The organism is Bradyrhizobium sp. B124, from assembly GCF_038967635.1.
In the GTDB taxonomy this organism is placed as follows: domain Bacteria; phylum Pseudomonadota; class Alphaproteobacteria; order Rhizobiales; family Xanthobacteraceae; genus Bradyrhizobium.
Map to the genome: position 1 here is coordinate 2187332 of NZ_CP152413.1, position 19301 is coordinate 2206632.

Here is a 19301-nt window from a genome sequence, read left to right on the forward strand (position 1 = left end):
AGCCGAGAATGCCGGCGGTTTTGGGGCCCGGCGTGCCGGGCCCTTCCGCAAGAGGCAACGACCACGAGGGACGTCTCATGAAATCACTGAAGCTGATCGGCCTGGCACTGGGCGCGTCGTTCGCATTATCGGCGAGCGCGTTCGCGCAAGACATCACCATCGCAGTCGCGGGCCCGATGACGGGCTCCGAATCCGCTTTTGGCCGGCAGATGAAGAACGGCGCCGAGCAGGCAGTCGCCGACATCAACGCCGCCGGCGGCGTGCTCGGCAAGAAGCTCGCGCTGGAAGCCGACGACGATGCCTGCGATCCGAAGCAGGCGCGCTCGATCGCGGAAAAGATCGGCTCCGCGAAGATCCCGTTCGTGGCCGGCCATTTCTGCTCGTCGTCCTCGATCCCGGCCTCCGAGGCCTATGCCGACGCCAACGTGCTGCAGATCACCCCGGCCTCGACCAACCCGCTGTTCACTGAGCGCAAGCTGTGGAACGTGGCGCGCGTCTGCGGCCGTGACGACCAGCAGGGCCTGGTCGCCGCCGACTACATCATGAAGAACTTCAAGGGCAAGAACGTCGCGATCCTGAACGACAAGACCACCTACGGCAAAGGCCTCGCCGACGAGACCAAGAAGGCGCTGAACAAGGCCGGCTTCCAGGAGAAGATGTTCGAGTCCTACAACAAGGGCGACAAGGACTTCAACTCGATCGTCTCGCGCCTGAAGCGCGACAATATCGATCTGGTCTATGTCGGCGGCTACCATCAGGAGGCCGGCCTGATCCTGCGCCAGATGCGCGACCAGGGCCTGCAGACCGTGCTGATGGCGGGTGACGCCATGAACGACAAGGAGTTCGCCTCGATCACCGGCCCCGCCGCCGAAGGCACGCTGTTCACCTTCGGCCCCGATCCGCGCAACAAGCCGACCGCGAAGGCGATCGTCGAGAAGTTCAAGGCCAAGAACATCGATCCCGAAGGCTACACGCTCTACACCTACGCCGCGATGCAGGTCTGGACGCAGGCGGTCGCCAAGGCCGGCAGCACCGACGCCAAGAAGGTGATGGACACCATCAAGGCCGGCGACTGGGACACCGTGCTCGGCAAGATGGGCTTCGACGCCAAGGGCGACATCAAGGCGATCGACTACGTCGTCTACAAATGGGACGCCAAGGGCAACTACACCGAGATCAATCCGAAGGGCTCCTGAGCCTCTCGCGTCTGATCAAGTTAGAGAGACGAAACGCCCCGGTCCGCCGGGGCGTTTTTTTGACCGGATACCCGCAAGTCTTACCAACGTCCTGCCGCAGGTCCCTGCTCACGCGCGGTCAAAGGTTGCTGCATCCGCCGCGGCTGATATACCGGTTCGAGCAGCCAAAGCTCGGACAAGGCGCGGACGGACTCGATCGTGAAAAACCTTCTCACCGATATTGCCGGCGTCAGCGTCGGCCACGCTGACGACGCCGTGATCGCTTCGGGCGTCACCGCGATCCTGTTCGAGCGGCCGGCGGTGGCCTCGATCGATGTCCGCGGCGGCGGTCCGGGCACCCGCGAGGACGCGCTACTGTCCCCGCACAATGTCGTCGAGGCGATCGACGCCATCACGCTGTCCGGCGGCTCCGCGCTCGGGCTTGACGCGGCCGGCGGCGTGCAGGCCTGGCTCGCCGAGCGCGGCCGCGGCTTTCGCATCCGCGATGCGGTGATCCCGATCGTGCCGGGCGCGATCTGCTTTGATCTGCTCAACGGCGGCAACAAGGCATGGGGACGCTTTCCGCCCTATCGCGATCTCGGCTATGCGGCGGCGAACGCCGCCTCCGACAATTTCGAGCTCGGCAGCGTCGGCGCCGGCATGGGCGCGACCACCGCCACCCTCAAGGGCGGCCTCGGCTCGGCGTCGGCTGTGACCGACGACGGCGTCAAGGTGGCGGCGCTTGCGGTGGTCAACGCGGTCGGCAGCGTCACGGTCGGCAGCGGCCCGTGGTTCTGGGCGGCACCGTTCGAGGTCGACGGCGAATTCGGCGGTCGCGGCCTGCCGCCCGCGTTCACGCCGGACATGCTGAAGCTGCGGCTGAAGGGCGGCGCGGACGCCACCGCCGCCGAGAACACCACGCTCGTCGTTGTCGTGACCGATGCGCAGCTGACCAAGCCGCAGGCGAAGCGCCTTGCGATGATCGCGCAGACCGGCATGGCGCGCGCGATCTACCCGGTGCACGCCCCGCTCGATGGCGACGTGGTGTTTGCCGCGGCCACCGGCGCGAAGCCGGTCGATCCGCTGTTCGGCTTGACCAAGCTCGGCGGCATCGCGGCCAACACGGTGGCGCGCGCCATCGCACGCGGCGTCCATTCAGCCACCGCCCTGCCCTTCCCCGGCGCGCTGCCGAGCTGGCAGGACAGATTCGATTAGGCGCTGACCGAAAGCGACGACGAGGCCTGAGCCGAGATCGCCTGCGACTGGCGCTGGATCAGCTGCTCGATGAAATTGTAGGACGAGGTCGCGCTGCTGGTGGTGGAAGCCGCCGCCGACGTCATCGACACCTTGGAGCCGTCGGCATAGGTCGTCGTTGTCGTGGTCGAGCCATCGCTGTTGGTCACCGAGGTCGAGGTCGCGCCGTTCAACGCTTGCATCAACGGATCGGAGCTCGATCCGCCCGAGCCGCTGCTGGCGCCGGATCCGTCAGTCGAGCCGCCGGCCGCATGATGATGGTGATGGCCGCCGCCCTTGTGGCCCTGCAACGCCTGCGACATCTCGTCGAGGCTGACGCTGCCGTCGCCATTGGCATCGAGCTTGGAGAACACGTCGTCGGCCTGCGCGATGTTGGTGCCGCCGGCACCGAGCGCCTTCTCGAATTCCGCTTTGGTGATCTGGCCGTTGCCGTCGGCGTCGATCTGCGAGAACAGGTCCTTCAGCGCGTCCGACCGGCTGGTCGGGGTCGCACTGGTCGAGGCCGTGGTCTGCGACTGGCTCTGCGCGTCGAGCAGCGCGCTCATGGTCAGCGGCGAAATCTGCGTGGAGCTGCTGCTGCCCGAACCGGTAGCCGAGCTGCTGCTGGTCGATGTCGAGGTACCGGTCGAGGCCGAGAACAGCCCGGTCGACTGATTTCCCTGCGTGGAGCTGCCGGTCTGTGTCGTCGACTTCGACGACATCAGAGAACTCAAAAGATCGATGGCGGATGACGCAGCGCCAATGGCAAATAACATGGCAATACTCCAACAAGGCCGCGCGTGGCGGCTCAAACGCTTGGCAAAGGCGCAGCAAGCGGCGTGCCATGGCAAAAACCCAATAAAACCAGGCCTTGGCGCATCGATGCAGGTTCCGCGCACCCGGCAAGAGCTGCCGCCGGCGGCAGAATTTTCCGGCTCCGAGGCGTGGTCCGCTCGCATTGCCCGCCACGCGTCCGCGTGTTAGGCGGGATCACCCGTCGCCCCCTGAAGTCTTCCGGAACAGCTGACATGACTCAGTCATTCACCCCGCGTCCTCTCGTCATCGCTCCGTCGATCCTGGCGTCGGATTTCTCAAAGCTCGGCGAGGAGGTCCGCGCCGTCGACCAGGCCGGCGCCGACTGGATCCATCTCGACGTGATGGACGGACATTTTGTGCCGAACATCTCCTACGGCCCCGACGTCATCAAAGCGATGCGGCCGCACACGAAGAAGATCTTCGATGCCCACCTGATGATCTCGCCCTGCGACCCCTATCTCGAGGCGTTCGCCAAGGCGGGCTGCGACCACATCACGGTGCATGCCGAGGCCGGCCCGCATTTGCATCGCTCGCTGCAGGCGATCCGCGCGCTCGGCAAGAAGGCCGGCGTCTCGCTCAATCCGGCAACGCCTGTGAGCGCGATCGAATATGTGCTCGACCTGATCGACCTGGTGCTCGTGATGTCGGTCAATCCCGGCTTCGGCGGCCAGGCCTTCATCCGCTCGGCGATCGGCAAGATTTCTGACGTCAGGGCGATGACAGCGGGCCGCCCGATCGACATCGAGGTCGACGGCGGCGTGGCGCCCGATGTCGCGGGCCAGCTCGCCGCCGCCGGCGCCAATGCCTTCGTCGCGGGATCCGCCGTCTTCAAGGGCGGCACCGTCGAGGCCTACAAGACCAACATCGCCGCGATCCGCCATGCGGCCGCCGAAGCGCGCGGCGAAGCGATCTGATCAAAACAGCGTGGGCGGCGTGACCGCGGCATTCACCGACGGGACCGCCGCCTCATCGTCATTCGTCGCCGGCGTCAGCCGCGACGGCCGCACCACGGTCACGGTGCACGGCGCTTCCCCGGCGACCTTGGCGGAGACGCTGCCGAGCAGCGCACGCCGCACCGAGTTCTGCCGCGCGCCGATGATGATGTGATCGACCAGATTGACCGCGGCGAATTCCAGGATCGCGGCGGCGGGATCGATCGCCTCCAGCACATGCACGGTCAGCCGCCCCTCCGCGAGCCTGAACGGCCGCGCCCAATGCTGGAGCGCCACGAGGCGGTCGACATGCTTGTTCTGGCCCTGCTCGTCATGGGTGCGGTCGATCGCCAGGCGATTGAGCTTCAGCACGTTGACGCAGGCGAGCCGCGCCGATGGCGACGTCGACAGCACCTGCTCGGCGGTGACGCGGATGGTCTCGTTCAGCGTCTCGGTCCCCTCGCCGAGATCGAGCGCAACGGCGACGATCGGGCTCGATGCGAGCTGCGCTGCGACATCGGACTTCGGCTGCGCCGCGCCGAGATTGAAGCGGCGGCGCCACACCGTGCCGAGCGGATCGCGGTTCTGCCGCTGCGCCCGCGCCGTCAGCTTGACCTGCTCGGGATGGCCGAGATCGAACGCAAGCTGCGCCGCGGTCGGATAGCGCGCCGCCGGGTCAATCTCCAGGCAGCGCAGCACGATCTCCTGCAACCACGGCGGATAGTCGGGCATGAGCTTGCGCGGCGGCGTGGGATCGCGCCACAGCCGCCGGCGCATGCCGCGCAGGGTCTCGGTCTCGCCGAACGGACGGACCCCGGTGGTGAAGAAATACAGCAGCACGCCAAGCGAGAAGAGATCGCTGCGCGGATCGTCGCGCACGCCGAGCAGGCGCTCCGGCGCCATATAGGGCGCGGTGCCGTAAGGCAGCCGAAACTCCTCCTGCAACAGGTCGGGCAGATGCTGGTGATCCGAGAGACCGAAATCGATCAGCACCGCCTCGCCGCGCTCGCGGAACATGATGCTGCTTGGCTTGATGTCGTGATGGATGACGTTCTGCCGGTGCAGGCTGGCAAGCGCGGTCGCGACCTTGCCGCCGATCACCCTTACCTCCTCATACGGCAACGGCAGCGCGTCGAGCCGCTTGTAGAGCGTCTGGCCGGGGATGCGCTCCATCACCACATAGGCCTGGCGCTCGAAGTCGCCGGTGCCGAAACAGGCCGGCACGTGCGGCCCCGACAGCCGCGGCAGGATCATCTGCTCCATCTCGAAGCTGACGATCGCGGCCGGATCCTCGCCCTCCGAGGTGAGCGGCACCTTCATCAACAGCGGCACGGTGATGCCGGGATGGGTGACGCTCCACAGCGTCGCCATGCCGCCGCGATGCACGCGCTCGCCGATGGTGAAGCCATCGATCTCGGCGCCCGGCTGCATCGTCAGCGCCGCCATCGGCATTACCTGCCGCTCGAAAGACGATCGGCGAGCCAGAGGGGCAGGCCATTGGCCTTGATCCGCGCGGCGGCGGTCGCGACGTCGTAGGGGACGCGGTGATAGGCGATCTCGCGGCTGATGGTGTCGAACATCGCAAAAGATGCCGCGGGATCGCCGTCGCGCGGCTGGCCGACCGAGCCGAGCACGGCGAGCCAGCGCCGCCCCGTCAGCAATTGCACCGCGACGCCCGCGGTCGGAACGAAGCTCGTCATCTTCGCAGTCGAGGACATCGAGTAGAGGCCGGGACGATGGATGTGCCCGCAGAAGGTGATCTGCAATTCGGTTGCCATCATGCTGCGCGCGGCGTCGGCGGTGTCGCGGACGTAGCGCCACTTCGCGGGGTCTGACGCCTCGGAATGCACGTAGAGCCGGTTGTCCTCCTCCCGCGACATCGGAAGCTCGGCGAGGAACTGCTTCTGCCCGGCGCTGAGCCGGCCGCGGGTCCAGTCGATGGCGGCCTGCGCGTCGGCATTCATGCTGTCGTTCGGTACGCCAATCGCATTGTCATGATTGCCGCGCACCGCGATCGCGCCCTTCGCGACGAGGTCCATCACCGTATCGACGGCCCATTCGGGATCGGCGCCGTAACCGACGATATCACCGAGGCAGATCAGCCGCTCGGCGCCGCGCGCACGCGCAGCGTCGAGGCAGGCGGCGAAGGCCTGCCGGTTGGCATGAATATCGGCAAAGAGTGCAAGCCGCATCGAGGTCCGCGCTGCTGATCCCTGCCCGATATCAAGCACAGGCGGCCCCGGGCTCGCAATCGGGCCAAAGGCATCAGGTGGTCAGAGGCTGTTGGAAGAAAGGTCGGCTAGGGCTTGCACGCCCGCACGCCCCGCAGCAGCAGGGCGATCAGGGCGTCGATCCGCGACGGGCATTCCGGCTTGGCCCACTCCTCGGCATGCGCCGGGTGGTGGTAGCGGACGGTTGCGTCGAACACGGCCCGCGCGGTCGCCTTCACATTGTCGACCTCGAACACGCCCTGCGCGACACCGTCGGCCAGGATTTTCGCGATCAGATCGACCTGCTTGTCCTTGTAGGCTTCCACCACCTCACGCGCGTCTTGCGCGAGCGCGAGGTAAGTCGCGAACATCTCGGGATCGTCGCAGACCTTCTTCTGCTTGATCGTGAAGGCGGTGCGCAGCCATTTCTCCAGCCGCTCCGGCGCAGGGCCATCGCTTGCCGCGAGCTTGCACAGCGGCTCGTTGGCGCGGTCGAGCCAGCGTTTGGCGACCGCATCGCGGAGCGAGGCTTTGCTGGGGAAATGGCGGTAGACGCTGCCGTGGCTGACATCCAGCGCACGGGCAACGTCGACAACGGTGGCCTTGGCGAGCCCGAAGCGCCTCAAAACATCCTCGGTTGCTTCGAGGATCCGCTCGGGTGTCAAAACCAACGCCTCGTTCATGCGTTTACCGTCTGGTTATCGCTGTCCTGCCCGCGGCTGAACTTGGCAGCCTGGGCTGCCAGATGGCGGGCGACGCGAAGATTGAGCCACTGTTGAATCTGGGCGGTCAATTGAAAGATTTCTATCGTCATGGAGGTAGTCCTTCGAGGTAGTCAAATTAAGTACGGCTCCCCCGGCGAAACGCCGGAACAGCCACTGGGCGCCCTCCTCCCTTGGGCTGTTGAGTATATACACCGTCCCGCTGACAGATTTCAATATCTGTCAGACAAACTTTGCGAGATGACAGCTATGCGGTCCGGACGGGCCCATCGGGGCCGCCGGCCCGGGCCCTGGATGGCGCGCAACAACGTTCCGTGAGCAGCCGGGCGATCCGACGGTCCGTGCCTATGTCTCCTACGGTTACGCTGGGAGAGGCTGCCATGGACCGGCCGATGACCTTCAAGGAGATCGCCAAGATCACCGCGGGCGCGGTGGTCTCGCTCGTCATCGTCGGGTGGCTGATGGTTCTCGCGATCGCATTCCTGACGGTGCTCTGAGGCCGCCTCACGGCACCGGAACCGGGTGCCGGAATCGAAAGGGGCCGCCTCACGCAGCGGCCCCTTTGCCGGGAAAATGGCTTGGGGATGAAATCTAGCCCCGGTTATCCACAGACTACACGGTTCAGGGAATTGAGGAATTCCGGTTGACTACTGTCCACCCCGCTGACCGATTATTGGCGATCCCTATTTTTATGCCATTCGCCGGGTGGGCGCCCCCTATCGCTGCTCGTCCTTGGGCGGCATCCGGGGCGGTGGCAGCGGCGTGAAGACCGACCCTTGCGCGCCCGCCGGCGGCGGCACGAAGGACCCGGTCGTGGAATCGCCGCCTGATGTCTCCAGGACCGTCTTCGGCGTGATGTACTCCCGGACGAAATCCATGATGGTGCCGTCGCCGCCGCCGAAATCGGCTGCCCGTCCGCCCTGCGGATGCCCGGCCTTGATCTCGTTGTCAGCGGTGTGGGTCTGCTCGGCCAGCGCATCGCTGTAGGGAATCCGGAAGGCGCGCGGCACGGCGCTCGGCCGGTTGTCTTCATCAAGCTCCTCAACCCAGAGATAGATCGAGCCCGGATCGCCCTCCAGCGAATGCGGCTCCACGATCCGCGTCGAGAGCAGCTTGAAATTCGACGGCAGCTTCTCCGCGGAGGCCCAGCCGAGCAGGCCGCGCATCCCACCGAAGCTGACGAAATAGAACGCGCTGGTGACGACGATGACGACAGCCTTCAGCGACCAGTGCAGCCGCGCATAGACCAGCACGATCAGCAGCAGCGCACCGACCATCGCGTAGGCCACCGCGAGCGTGAGGATCACTGACTGCAGGCTAATCATTGCGGAGCACCCTCACGCCGGATTTCGGGACGCCGGTGTTCGGATCGAGGTCGGCGCCATTGCGCCAACTGCTGCGGAAGGTTTCCAGCAGCGATTTCGGCCGCCGGTCGACGTTGATCACCTTGCCCTCGGCATCGAGACGAAACCTGACCGCAGTCTTCTCGTCGCCGGTATGATCGACGGTCAGCTTGTCGTCGAAGATCACCTGTGCGGTTGGATTGAGCTTCTGCACCTTCACATTGGCCTGCACCGGCTCGCCGGTCGTCGCCTGGAAATGCGAGACGTTGACGGTGTATTCGCCGGCGACGACGCCGCGCAAGGTGACGATCTCCTCGCGGATCGGGGACGCGATCTTCTTGCCGTTGACCACGATGAAGTCGTTGGCGCCACCGCGATCGTCGCGATCGAGCGTCAGGAAGCCTGCCTCGCGATGGCGGTACCAGGCGATGTTGCCGGCCGGGTCCTGCACGAACAGGTCGAGATCATCAGGGTGGTTGTCCGGCCAGTCCATCGTGATGATGAACTCCGCCTTGGAGTCGATCTTGCCTTCCTTAGAGTCCGGCGACACCGAAAGCAGCGCCAGGAAAAACAGGAAAGCGATCACCTGCAGCGCCTTGAACAGCATGACACCAAGGGGATCGAATGTTTCCTCGCGCGGATAGAGCCCGAACTCGTCCATCATGGCGGCGATCCGAGGCGACGTTCCAGCGCCGGGGTGACGTGCGTCTCGGTCAGCACGACCGCATCGGAGAACACCCGCTGGGTCGCGGAATCCAGCATGTAATACTGGATCCGGACCAGGATCGAGCCGATCAGCCCGGCCAGCGTCGTGTACATCGCGACCGCCATGCCGTCGCTCATCAGGCCCATCGACGATTTCATCGCGACCTTGTCGGCGGCATCGAGGGAGGCGATCGGCGCCAGCATGATGATGAAGCCGATGATGGTGCCGAGCAGGCCGAGCTTCATCAGCGTGTCGGACACGAAGGCTCCAAAGCCGTTCGACCCCCGCAGGCGATCGGCCAGCGTCCGCAGCAGCAAGGTCTGGTCGATGCGGCCCTTGGCTTGCGCATCGGCCTTCTGCACCAGGCTCCTGATGTGATCGGTGACGAGGCCATCAGGCAGGCCGCGTGCATCCGATGCCAACACCTTGGCGCCATCGGGCGCGGCGAGGATGGCGCGGCAGCCGCGCGCGACCTCGCCTTCCCGCGCAATCGCCCGTGTCCGCCAGAAGCAATGGATGCAGGTGACGATGTAGAGCACGGCGATGACGCTGGAAATGTAGGTGCGGTCGGAACTGACCATGAGACGGATCAGCCCGTAGCGCCACAGCAGGAAGGCGGCGAACACCGAAAGGCCGGTGAAGATCATCCAGAGCAGCAGGACGCTGCGCTCCGCCGCATCCGTGCCGGCCGATGCGGCGGCGGCGCCGACCTTGGCATTCATGCTGCATGAGCTCCCTGTGACGATTGTTCCATGAGGCTCCGCGACGGCCTCACCTCCCGTTAGAGCAGAGCCTGTGGGCGCCGTCCAAAGACATCTGCCCAAGCTTCGTCGGGCAAATTTCCCGACCTGCATCGTTGCGCATGCTTACACTTGCCGGGAACGGGGTTGCTGTTACGCTTCGCCCCTGTTTCTGGATCGTGCTCCGGCCGTGGAGTGTCGCATGCGCCTCGTGCTTCAACTGGTCGCCCGCCTGCTCGTCATCGTCGCGCTGTGCCTCGGCGCGGCCACCGTCTGGGCCACGATCGATGCCTATCGCAGCGTCGATCGCGCCACGTCGGCGTCCGCCGAGCGGGTCTCGCAGGCGCTTGAAGCATTGTACTGGCGCGAATTGCTGCTGCGCAGCAACCGGATGCGCGAACAACTGCTGCCGGCGCCGGACTGGCGCACCATCGAAACCATGGGACTGATCGCGCCGGGGATCTGCGTGCAGTTCGAACCGGCCGGCGCCTTCGAGAAGCCGCTGTGCGGCCAGAGCAAGGGGATCGGCAAGGCGCCGCCGCGCTGGTTCGCGGCAACCGTGCAGACCGTGCTCGGCGATCACGCGACCGTCGAGCGGCCGATCAGCGCCCGCACTGCCACCGCCGGAACCGTCCGCGCCGTCTCCGATCCGGACGCAGCGATCGCGCTCGCCTGGCAGCACATCCTGGACAACATCCACGTCGCGCTGCTGATGGCGCTCGCCATCGCGCTGCTCGCCTCGCTCGCGATCGCGCACACGCTGGCGCCCGCCCACTCCATCGTGTCGGCGCTGCGGCGCATGGCCGAGGGCGAGTACCGCACGCCGCTGCCGCGCGTCCGCTCGATGGATCTCGCGATGATCGGACGCGCCGTCGGCGATCTCGGCGACCGCCTCGCGCAGGCCGAGGAGGAACGCACGATGCTGACGCGGCGGCTGCTCGAAATCCGCAGCGACGAACGCCGCGCGCTGGCGCGCGAGCTGCACGACGAGTTCGGCCAGAATCTCACCGCGATCCTGGCCTTCGCCACCACGATCGAGGCAAGCGCCGGGGACAAATACGCCGCCGGTACCGAAATTGCGCAGGATGCACGGATGATCTCGCAGGCGACGCGCCGCATCATCGCCTGCCTGCGCGATACGCTGAACCGCCTGCGCCATCCGCCGGCCGAGGAGCTCGGGCTCGAGGCAAGCCTGGTCGATCTCGTCGACAGCTGGCGATCGCGCTCGACGCAGCCGATGATCCAGCTCGATTTGCAGGGCGATCTGGCCGACATCAGCGGCACGGTCGCCGCGACTGCCTATCGCATCGCGCAGGAGTGCCTGACCAATGCGCTGCGCCACAGCGCTGCGCGCGAGATCGTGCTGCGGATCGAGCGGCGCACCGGAACCGAGAACGCGCTCTTGGTGCGGGTCGAGGACGACGGCGGCGGCGATGCCGCCAAGGTGGCGCAGTCGGCGGGCTTCGGCCTCACCGGCGTGAGCGAGCGCGTGGCCGCGCTCGGCGGTTCGCTGTCGATCGCGGCTGCCCGCCGCGGCCTCTCGGTCGCCGCCACGATCCCGCTTGCCGCCTGAGATGACGACCGCGAAGACGATGGCCGCAAAGACAACGAATGTGAAGAGTCGTGGCATCTCGATCCTGCTGGTCGACGATCATCCCGTCGTCCGCCAGGGCTACCGGCGCGTGCTCGAGCATCAGGACGATTTCAGCGTGGTCGCCGAGGCCGACAACGCCGCCAACGCCTACCGCGCCTTCAAGTCGCACCAGCCCGATGTAGTGGTGATGGACATCTCGATGCCCGGCGCGAGCGGACTGGAAGCGATCCGCAACATCCGCGCGCGCGACGCCGACGCTCGCATCCTGGTCTTCAGCATGCACAGCGAGGCCGCGCAGGTGAAGGCGGCGTTCGGCGCCGGCGCCAGCGGCTTCGTCACCAAGGGCAGCGAGCCGGCAGAGCTGATCGCGGCGATCCGCTCGGTGGCGCGCGGCGAGCATGCGATGAGCGACGACGTCGCCCGGGTGCTCGCGCTGGAGAGCCTGGTGCCGTCCAAATCGGCCCTCGACCAGCTCGGCGAGCGGGAGATCGAGATCCTCCGGCAGTTCGCGGCAGGCCACACCAAGGAGCAGATCGCTGAAAACCTCAACCTCAGCACCAAGACCGTGCAGAACTACCACTATCTGATCAAGGCCAAGACCGGCATGCGGACCGACGCCCAGCTGGTCCGCCTGGCCGTCGAATGCGGGCTGGCGAATTTGTAGCCGCTTTGTAGCCCGGGTGAGCGCAACGACACCCGGGAGCGGCCGCGAGGCCCCGGATATCGCTGCGCTCATCCGGGCTACGGCCACCACGCCGGCTATTTTGGCCGGATTTCCGCACTATATTCCTTGTGAGCGGCCACGCCCCGCTCGATTCGGAGCCCTCGATGATCCCCCGTTACACCCGCCCGGAAATGGCTTCCATCTGGGAGCCTCAGACGCGTTTCAAGATCTGGTTCGAGATCGAGGCGCATGCCGCCGACGCGCTCGCCGAGCTCGGCGTGATCCCCAAGGAAGCCGCCAAGACGATCTGGGCCAAGGGCAAGGATGCCACCTTCGACGTCGCGCGGATCGACGAGATCGAGCGTGAGACCAAGCACGACGTCATCGCCTTCCTGACCCATCTCGCCGAGATCGTCGGCCCCGAGGCGCGCTTCGTGCACCAGGGCATGACCTCCTCCGACGTGCTCGACACCTGCCTCAACGTCCAGCTCAAGCGTGCCGCCGACCTCTTGATCGCCGATCTCGACCGGGTGCTGGCGGCGCTGAAGACGCGTGCCTTCGAGCACAAGATGACGCCGACCATCGGCCGCTCCCACGGCATCCATGCCGAGCCGGTCACGTTCGGCCTCAAGCTCGCCTATGCCCATGCCGAGTTCGCACGCGCCCGCGCCCGCCTGGTCGCGGCGCGCGACGAGATCTCGACCTGCGCGATCTCGGGCGCGGTCGGCACCTTCGCCCAGATCGACCCGCGGGTCGAAGAGCACGTCGCGAAGGCGATGGGCCTGCGGCCGGAGCCGGTCTCGACGCAGGTGATCCCGCGCGACCGCCACGCGATGTATTTTGCCACCCTCGGCGTGATCGCCGCCTCGGTCGAGCGGCTCGCGGTCGAGGTGCGCCATTTGCAGCGCACCGAGGTGCTGGAAGCCGAGGAGTTCTTCTCCGAGGGCCAGAAGGGCTCGTCGTCGATGCCGCACAAGCGCAATCCGGTGCTGTCGGAGAACCTCTCCGGCCTGGCGCGCATGGTGCGCGCCTATGTGACGCCGGCGCTGGAAAACGTCGTGCTGTGGCACGAGCGCGACATCTCGCACTCCTCGGCCGAGCGCATGATGGCCCCCGACGCCACCGTCACGCTCGACTTCGCGCTGGTCCGGCTCGCCGGCCTGATCGAGAAGCTGCTGGTCTATCCGCAGAACATGCAGAAGAACCTCGACCGGCTCGGTGGCCTGGTGCATTCGCAGCGCGTGCTGATCGCGCTGACCCAGAAGGGCGCCAGCCGTGAGGACGCCTACAAGTTCGTGCAGCGCAACGCGATGCCGGTCTGGCGCGGCGAAGGCGACTTCCAGACGCTGCTGAAGCAGGACGCGGACGTGAAGAAATACCTGACGGATGCCGAGATCGAGGAAAAGTTCGACCTCGGCTATCACCTCAAGCATGTCGACGCGATCTTCCAGCGGGTGTTCGGGGAAGCGTGAACATTCTGTAGCCCGGATGGAGCGCAAGCGAAATCCGGGAGTCTTGCCGCGGATGCAGACCCCGGATTGCGCTGCGCTCCATCCGGGCTACGGGCTGCGGATTCGGTGCCATTCCCGCGTGACAAGTCGGCGGGTTAGGCTACGCTGCCCGCCCTACAAAGCTCACAAGAAACGGACGCTCCCTATGCCCATCGTCAATCGCGTTGCCGCCCTCTCGGATGAAATGGCCGCCTGGCGCCATGACTTCCACGAGAACCCCGAACTGCTCTACGAGGTCCACCGCACCGCCGGCATCGTCGCCGACAAGTTGCGCGAGTTCGGCTGCGACGAGGTGGTGACGGGGATCGGGCGCACCGGCGTGGTCGGCGTGATCCGCGGCCGCAAGTCCGGATCAGGCAAGACCATCGGGCTGCGCGCCGACATGGACGCGCTGCCGATCGCCGAGGCCTCGGGCGTCGCCTACGCCTCGAAGATCCCCGGCAAGATGCACGCCTGCGGCCATGACGGCCACACCGCGATGCTGCTGGGCGCTGCGAAATACCTCACCGAGACCCGCAATTTCGACGGCACCGCGGTCGTGATCTTCCAGCCCGCCGAGGAAGGTGGCGCCGGCGGCAAGGCGATGGTCGACGACGGCTTGATGACCCGCTGGGGCATCCAGGAGGTCTATGGCCTGCACAACATGCCCGGCCTGCCCGAGGGCTATTTCGCGACCACGCCCGGCCCGATGCTGGCCTCGTCGGACACCTTGAAGATCGTCGTCCGCGGCAAGGGCGGCCATGCCGGCGCTGCCCCGCACGAGGCGGTCGACAGCGTGCTGATCGGCGCCCAGATCATCAATGCGCTGCAATCGATCGTGTCGCGCAATGTCGATCCGCTGAAATCGGCGGTCATCTCGATCACCATGTTCGAGGCCGGCGCCGCGTTCAACGTGATCCCGGAGACCGTCACGCTCGGCGGCACCGTGCGCACGCTGGATCCCGGCGTTCGCGATCTGGTCGAGCGCCGGATCGGCGAGGTCGCCTCCAACATCGCCAAGGCCTATGGCGGATCGGCAGAGACCGACTATGGGCGCATGTATCCGGTGACGCTGAACCATGCGCGCGAGGCCGGCATCGCCGCCGAGGTCGCCCGCGATGTGGCCGGCGCCGACCGTGTCAACGACAATCTGGTGCCGGTCATGGGCGCCGAGGATTTCGCGTTCATGCTGGAAGCGCGCCCCGGCGCGTTCGTCTTCCTCGGCATGGGCGACGGCCCGATGTGCCACCACCCGGCGTACAAGTTCAACGACAACATCCTCGGCCACGGCGCGTCCTACTGGGTGCGGCTGGTCGAGAAGCAGATGCCGGCGGGCTAGCACCGCTTGCGTCATTAACGAACGGCGAACGGCCCGGCCGCGATCTGTCGCGGCCGGGCCGCTCACATCACGAACGCGGCTGCTGTTGCGTGGTGCAGTGAATGCCGCCACCGCCGGCAGCGATGCCGTCGATGTTGAGCTGGATGATCTCCCGGCCCGGATACAGCTCGCGTAACCTCTCGCACGCGTTGCGGTCGGCTGCCGGGTCGCCGAACTCCGGGGCGATCACCGCACCATTGCAGACATAGAAATTAATATATCCGGCGGCGAAATCGTCCTCATTGCCGTATTTTGGACGGACCGTCGTTGGACCTGGCAGCTCCACAACCTTCAGGCGTCGACCTCTTGCATCCGTCGACGCGCGCAGCATTTTCAGGTGCTCTCTCGTGACCCCGTAGTCGTCGTCAAACGACGGGTCCATCTCAAGGCCTGCGACAACAACGCCTGGGCTGGTGAAGCGTGCATAGAAGTCGGTATGGCCGTCGGTGATCTCCTTGCCGGCGATGCCGGGCAGCCAGATGATCTTGTCCAGCCCAAGCAGGCGAGACAGCTCGGCTTCGCATTTGTCCTTCGACACACCGGGATTGCGATTTGGGTTGAGGACGCAGCTCTCGGTGATGATAGCTGTTCCTTCACCGTCGACTTCGATCCCGCCGCCTTCCAGCACCAGATCGGCTTTCAAGAAGGTTGCCTGCGCGGCTCCAGCCAGATGCTCTGCTACCCTAGCATCACGTGCATAAGGTTGCGGCTTGTTGCCCCAGCCGTTGAAATTGAAACCGACGGCGCCGAGTTGCCCGGCAGGATTGCTCACAAAGACCGGTCCCGTGTCGCGCAGCCACACATCATCGAGCGGTTGAACGACGAGGCCGACCGAGGGACCGCACAGTCGCGCGGCGATGTGGTAATCCTCCTCGCGCACGAGCATCTTCACCGGCTCATAGACCGCGATCGCCTTGGCAACGCTGGCGACATTATTTCTGACGATGGGAAGGAGCTTGGTGCCCCAGAGCTCCACCTCGGCGCCAAAGGCCATCCAGGTGGCAGCATGCGGGGCGCCTTCGTCTGGCATGCGCCATCGTGTTTGATCTCTTACAGTATCATTCATAGGCCCTCCCGCCGAGATAGCCGTTCCATATTCATCGCAAGATTGGCGCAATTCCGCAGCCTTGGCGCGGTGCCGCGCTAGCGGGCCTCTTGAGCTCGATCGGCCTCGCCCGCCCCCAGCATCCGCGCCGCGACCCGGTCGCGCTTGACGAAATGATGGAAGGCGACCGCGGCGAGGTGCAGCACGATCAGCGCGAGCAGCACATAGGCGAAGAAGATGTGGCGACCTTCATAGGCATCCGCCGCCGCCTTGTCAGGCGAGGTGATCTGGGGAACGTGGAACAGGCCGAAGAAGCTCGAATAATCCTGCGCGCGTGATCCGGAATGCGCCCAGCCCAGCATCGCGACCAGGATGGTGACGGCATAGAGCGCGCCATGGCTGACGTGGGCGGCGATCCGCTGCCAGGAGGGCATGTCGGCCGGCAGCGCCGGCGTCGGATTGACGCCGCGCCAGAGCAGCCGCAGCACGGTCAGCAGCAGCACCAGATAGCCGATATCGGCATGGATCGACCGGTAGAAAAACTTGTCCGCCCGTGCCGGGAAGTGGTTCATCCACCAGCCATAGGCCAGCATGCCGATGATGGTGATGCCCAGCACCCAGTGGAACGCGCGGGCGAGCGAGCCCCAGCTCGCGGTCGTATTGCGGATCATGGTCGAGTTGCCCCGTTTGGATTTCGCACGTCGCAGCAATAGTTTGCCGTGATACTTGCAGGGATTGGTCAAGGCCATATGAAATTCCCGGCTTCACCGCCTTTTGTCGGCCGCAGAGGCCGGGTAGCCAAAACAACTGAATGGTAACCCTGCTTCGGATAGACTTTTCACCGTGTCCAGTCCCCCGACCATCCTCATCTTCGATTCCGGCCTCGGCGGCCTCACCGTACTGCGCGAGATCGTTCGGGCCCGGCCCGACGCGCACTATGTGTATGTCGCCGACGACGCCTTCTTCCCCTATGGCCACCATACCGAGGACGAGATCATCGCCCGGGTGGTACCGCTGGTCGGCGAGCTGATCGAGGCCCACGCGCCCGATCTCGTCGTAATCGCCTGCAACACGGCATCGACCCTGGTCATGTCGCACCTGCGCGATGCCTATCGCCTGCCCTTCGTCGGCACGGTGCCGGCGATCAAGCCGGCCTGCGCCTCGTCGAAGACCAGGCGCGTCTCGGTACTCGGCACAAGAGGCACCGTGAAACGGGAATATACCCGCAAGCTGATCTCGGATTTCGCGCAGGGCTGCGAGGTGACGCTGGTCGGCTCCGGTGAGCTCGCTTCGCTCGCCGAAGCCGCGCTCAGCGGCGAGAAGGTGCGCGACGAGGACATCGTGGCCGAGCTCGCGCCCTGCTTCGTCGGCGACGGCGCCAATGACCCCGCCCGCACCGACACCGTCGTGCTCGCCTGCACGCATTATCCGCTGTTGCTGGAACGCCTGACCAGGCTCGCGCCCTGGCCGGTCGACTGGATCGATCCGGCGCCCGCGATCGCCCGCCGCGTCGCCGATTTGCTCGGCCCGGCCGGCATGGAGAGCGATGAGGCCGGCGCCGAGATGATCTTCACCTCGAAGCGCCCGCACAGACTGACCGAAGCGCTGACGCCCTTCTTCGGCGGCCGTGTCCCGGCCTGATCCTTTTCGCCGTCGCCATGTGCTGCTAGCTTCCCCTCGCCTCATCGAGGGAGCACTGCATTGACCTCAGCACCGCTGACGCCGCTCAACCGCCTGCGCAAGGCGTGGCGCGACAAGCGCCCGACCTTCGGCGCGATCGCGACCATTCCGAGCATCCAGACCGTGCAGATCATGGCGCAGTCGCTGGACTGGATCATCGTCGATCTCGAGCATGGCCCGATCGATCTCGGCACCGCGCATGGGATGATCGTGGCCACGTCAGGCACGCCATGCGTGCCGATGGTGCGGATCGCCGCCAACGAGCCGCACCTCGCCAAGGCGCCGATGGACATCGGCGCGCTCGGCATCAACTTCCCGATGATCTGCAACCGCGGCGACGCCGAGAAGGCTGCGCGCAGCGTGCGCTATCCGCCGAAGGGCGACCGGCTCTGGGGCCCGTTCCATGCGCCGTTCCGTTGGGGCGTCTCGATGAACGACTACATGGCGACCGCGGACGACGACATGATCTGCATGATCACGATCGAGCATGTCGATGCCGTCAACCGGATCGACGAGATCATGGCGACACCAGGCATCGACCTCGCGGTGATCGGGCCCGGCGATCTCGCCACCTCGATCAACAAGCGCGGGCTAGCAGACGATCCCGAAGTGGTCGCGCTGATGCAGCGCGCCGAACAAGGCATCATGAAGAGCGGCGTGCCGATCGGCGGCGTCGCGCGCACCGCCGAGCAGGCCAATGCGATGATCGAGCGGGGTTACCTCGCGCTCGCGCTCGGCTTCGACTGGTCGTTGTTCCAGCGCGGCATCGCCGCCGCGTTCGCCGGGATCAAGCGGTAGGCGTGACGCGTGGCTGACCACGCGCTTCGCGCGCTCACCTGCCGACGAGCGGGTTCCAATCACGTCATCGAGGAGCCACAGCGACGCTCAGCGGCGTGCCTTCAGCATCGTGCCTGTGGGTGAGCACGGCAATTGCCGAAGCAGCTTGTAAGCCCCGCGTAATCAAGGCCGCGCATGATTCCACGATAGCCTGCGCTATTGGATGAACGGACTAACTAATCCCAATGTCGAAACCGCAGATCACACAACGCTTGCTTTCCGCCGCAATTCCGCGCTGCTAGGCTTTCGCGCCTTGGGAGGAAAATGCATGTTCAGGAAGTTGCTGCTTGGTCTTACCGTGATTGCCTTTGCCGGTGCCGGCGCTGCCTTTGCGCAGCAGAGCGGCATCAAGCGGACACCGCTGCAGAAGGTCGATTTCCCGGCGGGCTACAACACGGTCACGGCGATTGCCGAGGTTCCAGCGGGGGGTGCGTCGGGTCGTCACAGCCATCCCGGCGCTGAAACCGGCTATGTGCTCGAGGGCGAGCTGGAACTTGTGATCGACGGCAAGCCGCCGTTGAAGCTGAAGGCAGGCGATTCCTACCAGATCCCGGAAGGTGCGGTGCACGATGCCAAAACTTCCGGCGACAAGCCGCTCAAGGTGCTAGGGGTCTACGTGGTCAAGGCCGGCGAGCCCTTGGCCAAACCGGCGCCGTGAGCCGAACCTGTTGGCCTCCGACCAGTTGGTTCATGTTGGCTTCAGGTGCGGCGAGCAACCATCCGCGCTCGCCGGGCT

Annotated in this window: 20 protein-coding genes; 10 read left to right on the forward strand and 10 right to left on the reverse strand. The window is 65.8% G+C overall.

Annotated elements, in window-relative coordinates:
• The first annotated feature begins 77 nt into the window (after positions 1-77).
• A complete protein-coding gene (locus tag AAFG13_RS10555) occupies positions 78-1196 on the forward strand; it encodes a branched-chain amino acid ABC transporter substrate-binding protein (protein WP_212309946.1) in 1119 nt (372 codons plus the stop codon).
• 198 nt (positions 1197-1394) lie between these two features.
• Entirely contained in the window at positions 1395-2390 is a 996-nt protein-coding gene (locus tag AAFG13_RS10560) for a P1 family peptidase (protein ID WP_342711962.1), read from the forward strand.
• Here AAFG13_RS10560 and AAFG13_RS10565 read toward each other — a convergent pair.
• Positions 2387-3184, reverse strand: a complete 798-nt coding sequence (locus tag AAFG13_RS10565; RefSeq protein WP_342711963.1) for an EF-hand domain-containing protein — start codon at positions 3182-3184, stop codon at positions 2387-2389. The genes AAFG13_RS10560 and AAFG13_RS10565 overlap by 4 nt on opposite strands.
• Before the next feature lie 252 nt (positions 3185-3436).
• On the opposite strand from AAFG13_RS10565, the gene rpe reads away from it, so the two are divergent.
• Positions 3437-4138, forward strand: coding sequence for a ribulose-phosphate 3-epimerase (gene rpe / locus AAFG13_RS10570; RefSeq protein WP_212309949.1), 702 nt, complete (start codon positions 3437-3439; stop codon positions 4136-4138).
• Here the strand turns inward: rpe and AAFG13_RS10575 are convergent, their stop codons facing one another.
• The 7 genes from AAFG13_RS10575 to AAFG13_RS10605 form a co-directional block, all read right to left on the reverse strand.
• Positions 4139-5608 (reverse strand): bifunctional serine/threonine-protein kinase/universal stress protein, encoded by a 1470-nt coding sequence (locus tag AAFG13_RS10575; RefSeq protein WP_342711964.1) that lies wholly within the window; start codon positions 5606-5608, stop codon positions 4139-4141.
• A complete protein-coding gene (locus AAFG13_RS10580; protein WP_212309951.1) occupies positions 5608-6348 on the reverse strand; it encodes a metallophosphoesterase family protein in 741 nt (246 codons plus the stop codon). Before AAFG13_RS10580 ends, AAFG13_RS10575 begins: the two co-directional genes overlap by 1 nt.
• A gap of 107 nt (positions 6349-6455) precedes the next feature.
• Complete coding sequence (locus AAFG13_RS10585) at positions 6456-7049, reverse strand: TetR family transcriptional regulator (RefSeq protein ID WP_342711965.1); 594 nt, start codon at positions 7047-7049, stop codon at positions 6456-6458.
• A complete protein-coding gene (locus AAFG13_RS10590) occupies positions 7046-7180 on the reverse strand; it encodes a hypothetical protein (protein WP_256375171.1) in 135 nt (44 codons plus the stop codon). The genes AAFG13_RS10585 and AAFG13_RS10590 overlap by 4 nt, the downstream gene beginning before the upstream one ends.
• A 624-nt stretch (positions 7181-7804) precedes the next feature.
• Positions 7805-8413 carry a hypothetical protein gene (locus tag AAFG13_RS10595; RefSeq protein ID WP_342711966.1) on the reverse strand — a complete coding sequence of 203 codons (609 nt, stop codon included), beginning with the start codon at positions 8411-8413 and terminating at the stop codon, positions 7805-7807.
• Complete coding sequence (locus AAFG13_RS10600; RefSeq protein WP_212309954.1) at positions 8406-9095, reverse strand: hypothetical protein; 690 nt, start codon at positions 9093-9095, stop codon at positions 8406-8408. Before AAFG13_RS10600 ends, AAFG13_RS10595 begins: the two co-directional genes overlap by 8 nt.
• Positions 9092-9859: a MotA/TolQ/ExbB proton channel family protein gene (locus tag AAFG13_RS10605; protein WP_342711967.1), complete on the reverse strand. Its 768-nt coding sequence runs from the start codon at positions 9857-9859 to the stop codon at positions 9092-9094. The genes AAFG13_RS10600 and AAFG13_RS10605 overlap by 4 nt, the downstream gene beginning before the upstream one ends.
• Before the next feature lie 220 nt (positions 9860-10079).
• Between AAFG13_RS10605 and AAFG13_RS10610 the strand changes: the two genes are divergently transcribed.
• The 4 genes from AAFG13_RS10610 to AAFG13_RS10625 all read left to right on the forward strand — a co-directional run bounded on the left by AAFG13_RS10610 (position 10080) and on the right by AAFG13_RS10625 (position 14964).
• The gene (locus AAFG13_RS10610) at positions 10080-11450 is read left to right on the forward strand and encodes a histidine kinase (RefSeq protein ID WP_342711968.1); all 1371 of its coding nucleotides are present in this window, start codon (positions 10080-10082) and stop codon (positions 11448-11450) included.
• A 19-nt stretch (positions 11451-11469) separates the two neighbouring features.
• Positions 11470-12135 carry a response regulator transcription factor gene (locus AAFG13_RS10615; protein ID WP_342711969.1) on the forward strand — a complete coding sequence of 222 codons (666 nt, stop codon included), beginning with the start codon at positions 11470-11472 and terminating at the stop codon, positions 12133-12135.
• Between the two features lie 164 nt (positions 12136-12299).
• The gene (purB, locus tag AAFG13_RS10620) at positions 12300-13607 is read left to right on the forward strand and encodes an adenylosuccinate lyase (protein WP_212309958.1); all 1308 of its coding nucleotides are present in this window, start codon (positions 12300-12302) and stop codon (positions 13605-13607) included.
• A gap of 184 nt (positions 13608-13791) precedes the next feature.
• Complete coding sequence (locus AAFG13_RS10625) at positions 13792-14964, forward strand: M20 aminoacylase family protein (protein ID WP_342711970.1); 1173 nt, start codon at positions 13792-13794, stop codon at positions 14962-14964.
• Between the two features lie 67 nt (positions 14965-15031).
• Here the strand turns inward: AAFG13_RS10625 and AAFG13_RS10630 are convergent, their stop codons facing one another.
• Together AAFG13_RS10630 and AAFG13_RS10635 are read right to left on the reverse strand one after the other, a co-directional pair.
• A complete protein-coding gene (locus tag AAFG13_RS10630) occupies positions 15032-16033 on the reverse strand; it encodes an agmatine deiminase family protein (protein WP_212309960.1) in 1002 nt (333 codons plus the stop codon).
• A gap of 113 nt (positions 16034-16146) precedes the next feature.
• On the reverse strand, positions 16147-16719 hold the full coding sequence (locus AAFG13_RS10635; RefSeq protein ID WP_212310740.1) for a cytochrome b: 573 nt from the start codon (positions 16717-16719) through the stop codon (positions 16147-16149).
• Positions 16720-16891: 172 nt separating this feature from the next.
• Between AAFG13_RS10635 and murI the strand changes: the two genes are divergently transcribed.
• The 3 genes from murI to AAFG13_RS10650 all read left to right on the forward strand — a co-directional run bounded on the left by murI (position 16892) and on the right by AAFG13_RS10650 (position 19223).
• Entirely contained in the window at positions 16892-17689 is a 798-nt protein-coding gene (gene murI, locus AAFG13_RS10640; RefSeq protein WP_212309961.1) for a glutamate racemase, read from the forward strand.
• Between the two features lie 60 nt (positions 17690-17749).
• A complete protein-coding gene (locus tag AAFG13_RS10645; protein WP_342711971.1) occupies positions 17750-18526 on the forward strand; it encodes an aldolase/citrate lyase family protein in 777 nt (258 codons plus the stop codon).
• A 307-nt stretch (positions 18527-18833) separates the two neighbouring features.
• A complete protein-coding gene (locus AAFG13_RS10650) occupies positions 18834-19223 on the forward strand; it encodes a cupin domain-containing protein (RefSeq protein WP_298374840.1) in 390 nt (129 codons plus the stop codon).
• The last annotated feature ends 78 nt before the right edge of the window (positions 19224-19301 follow it).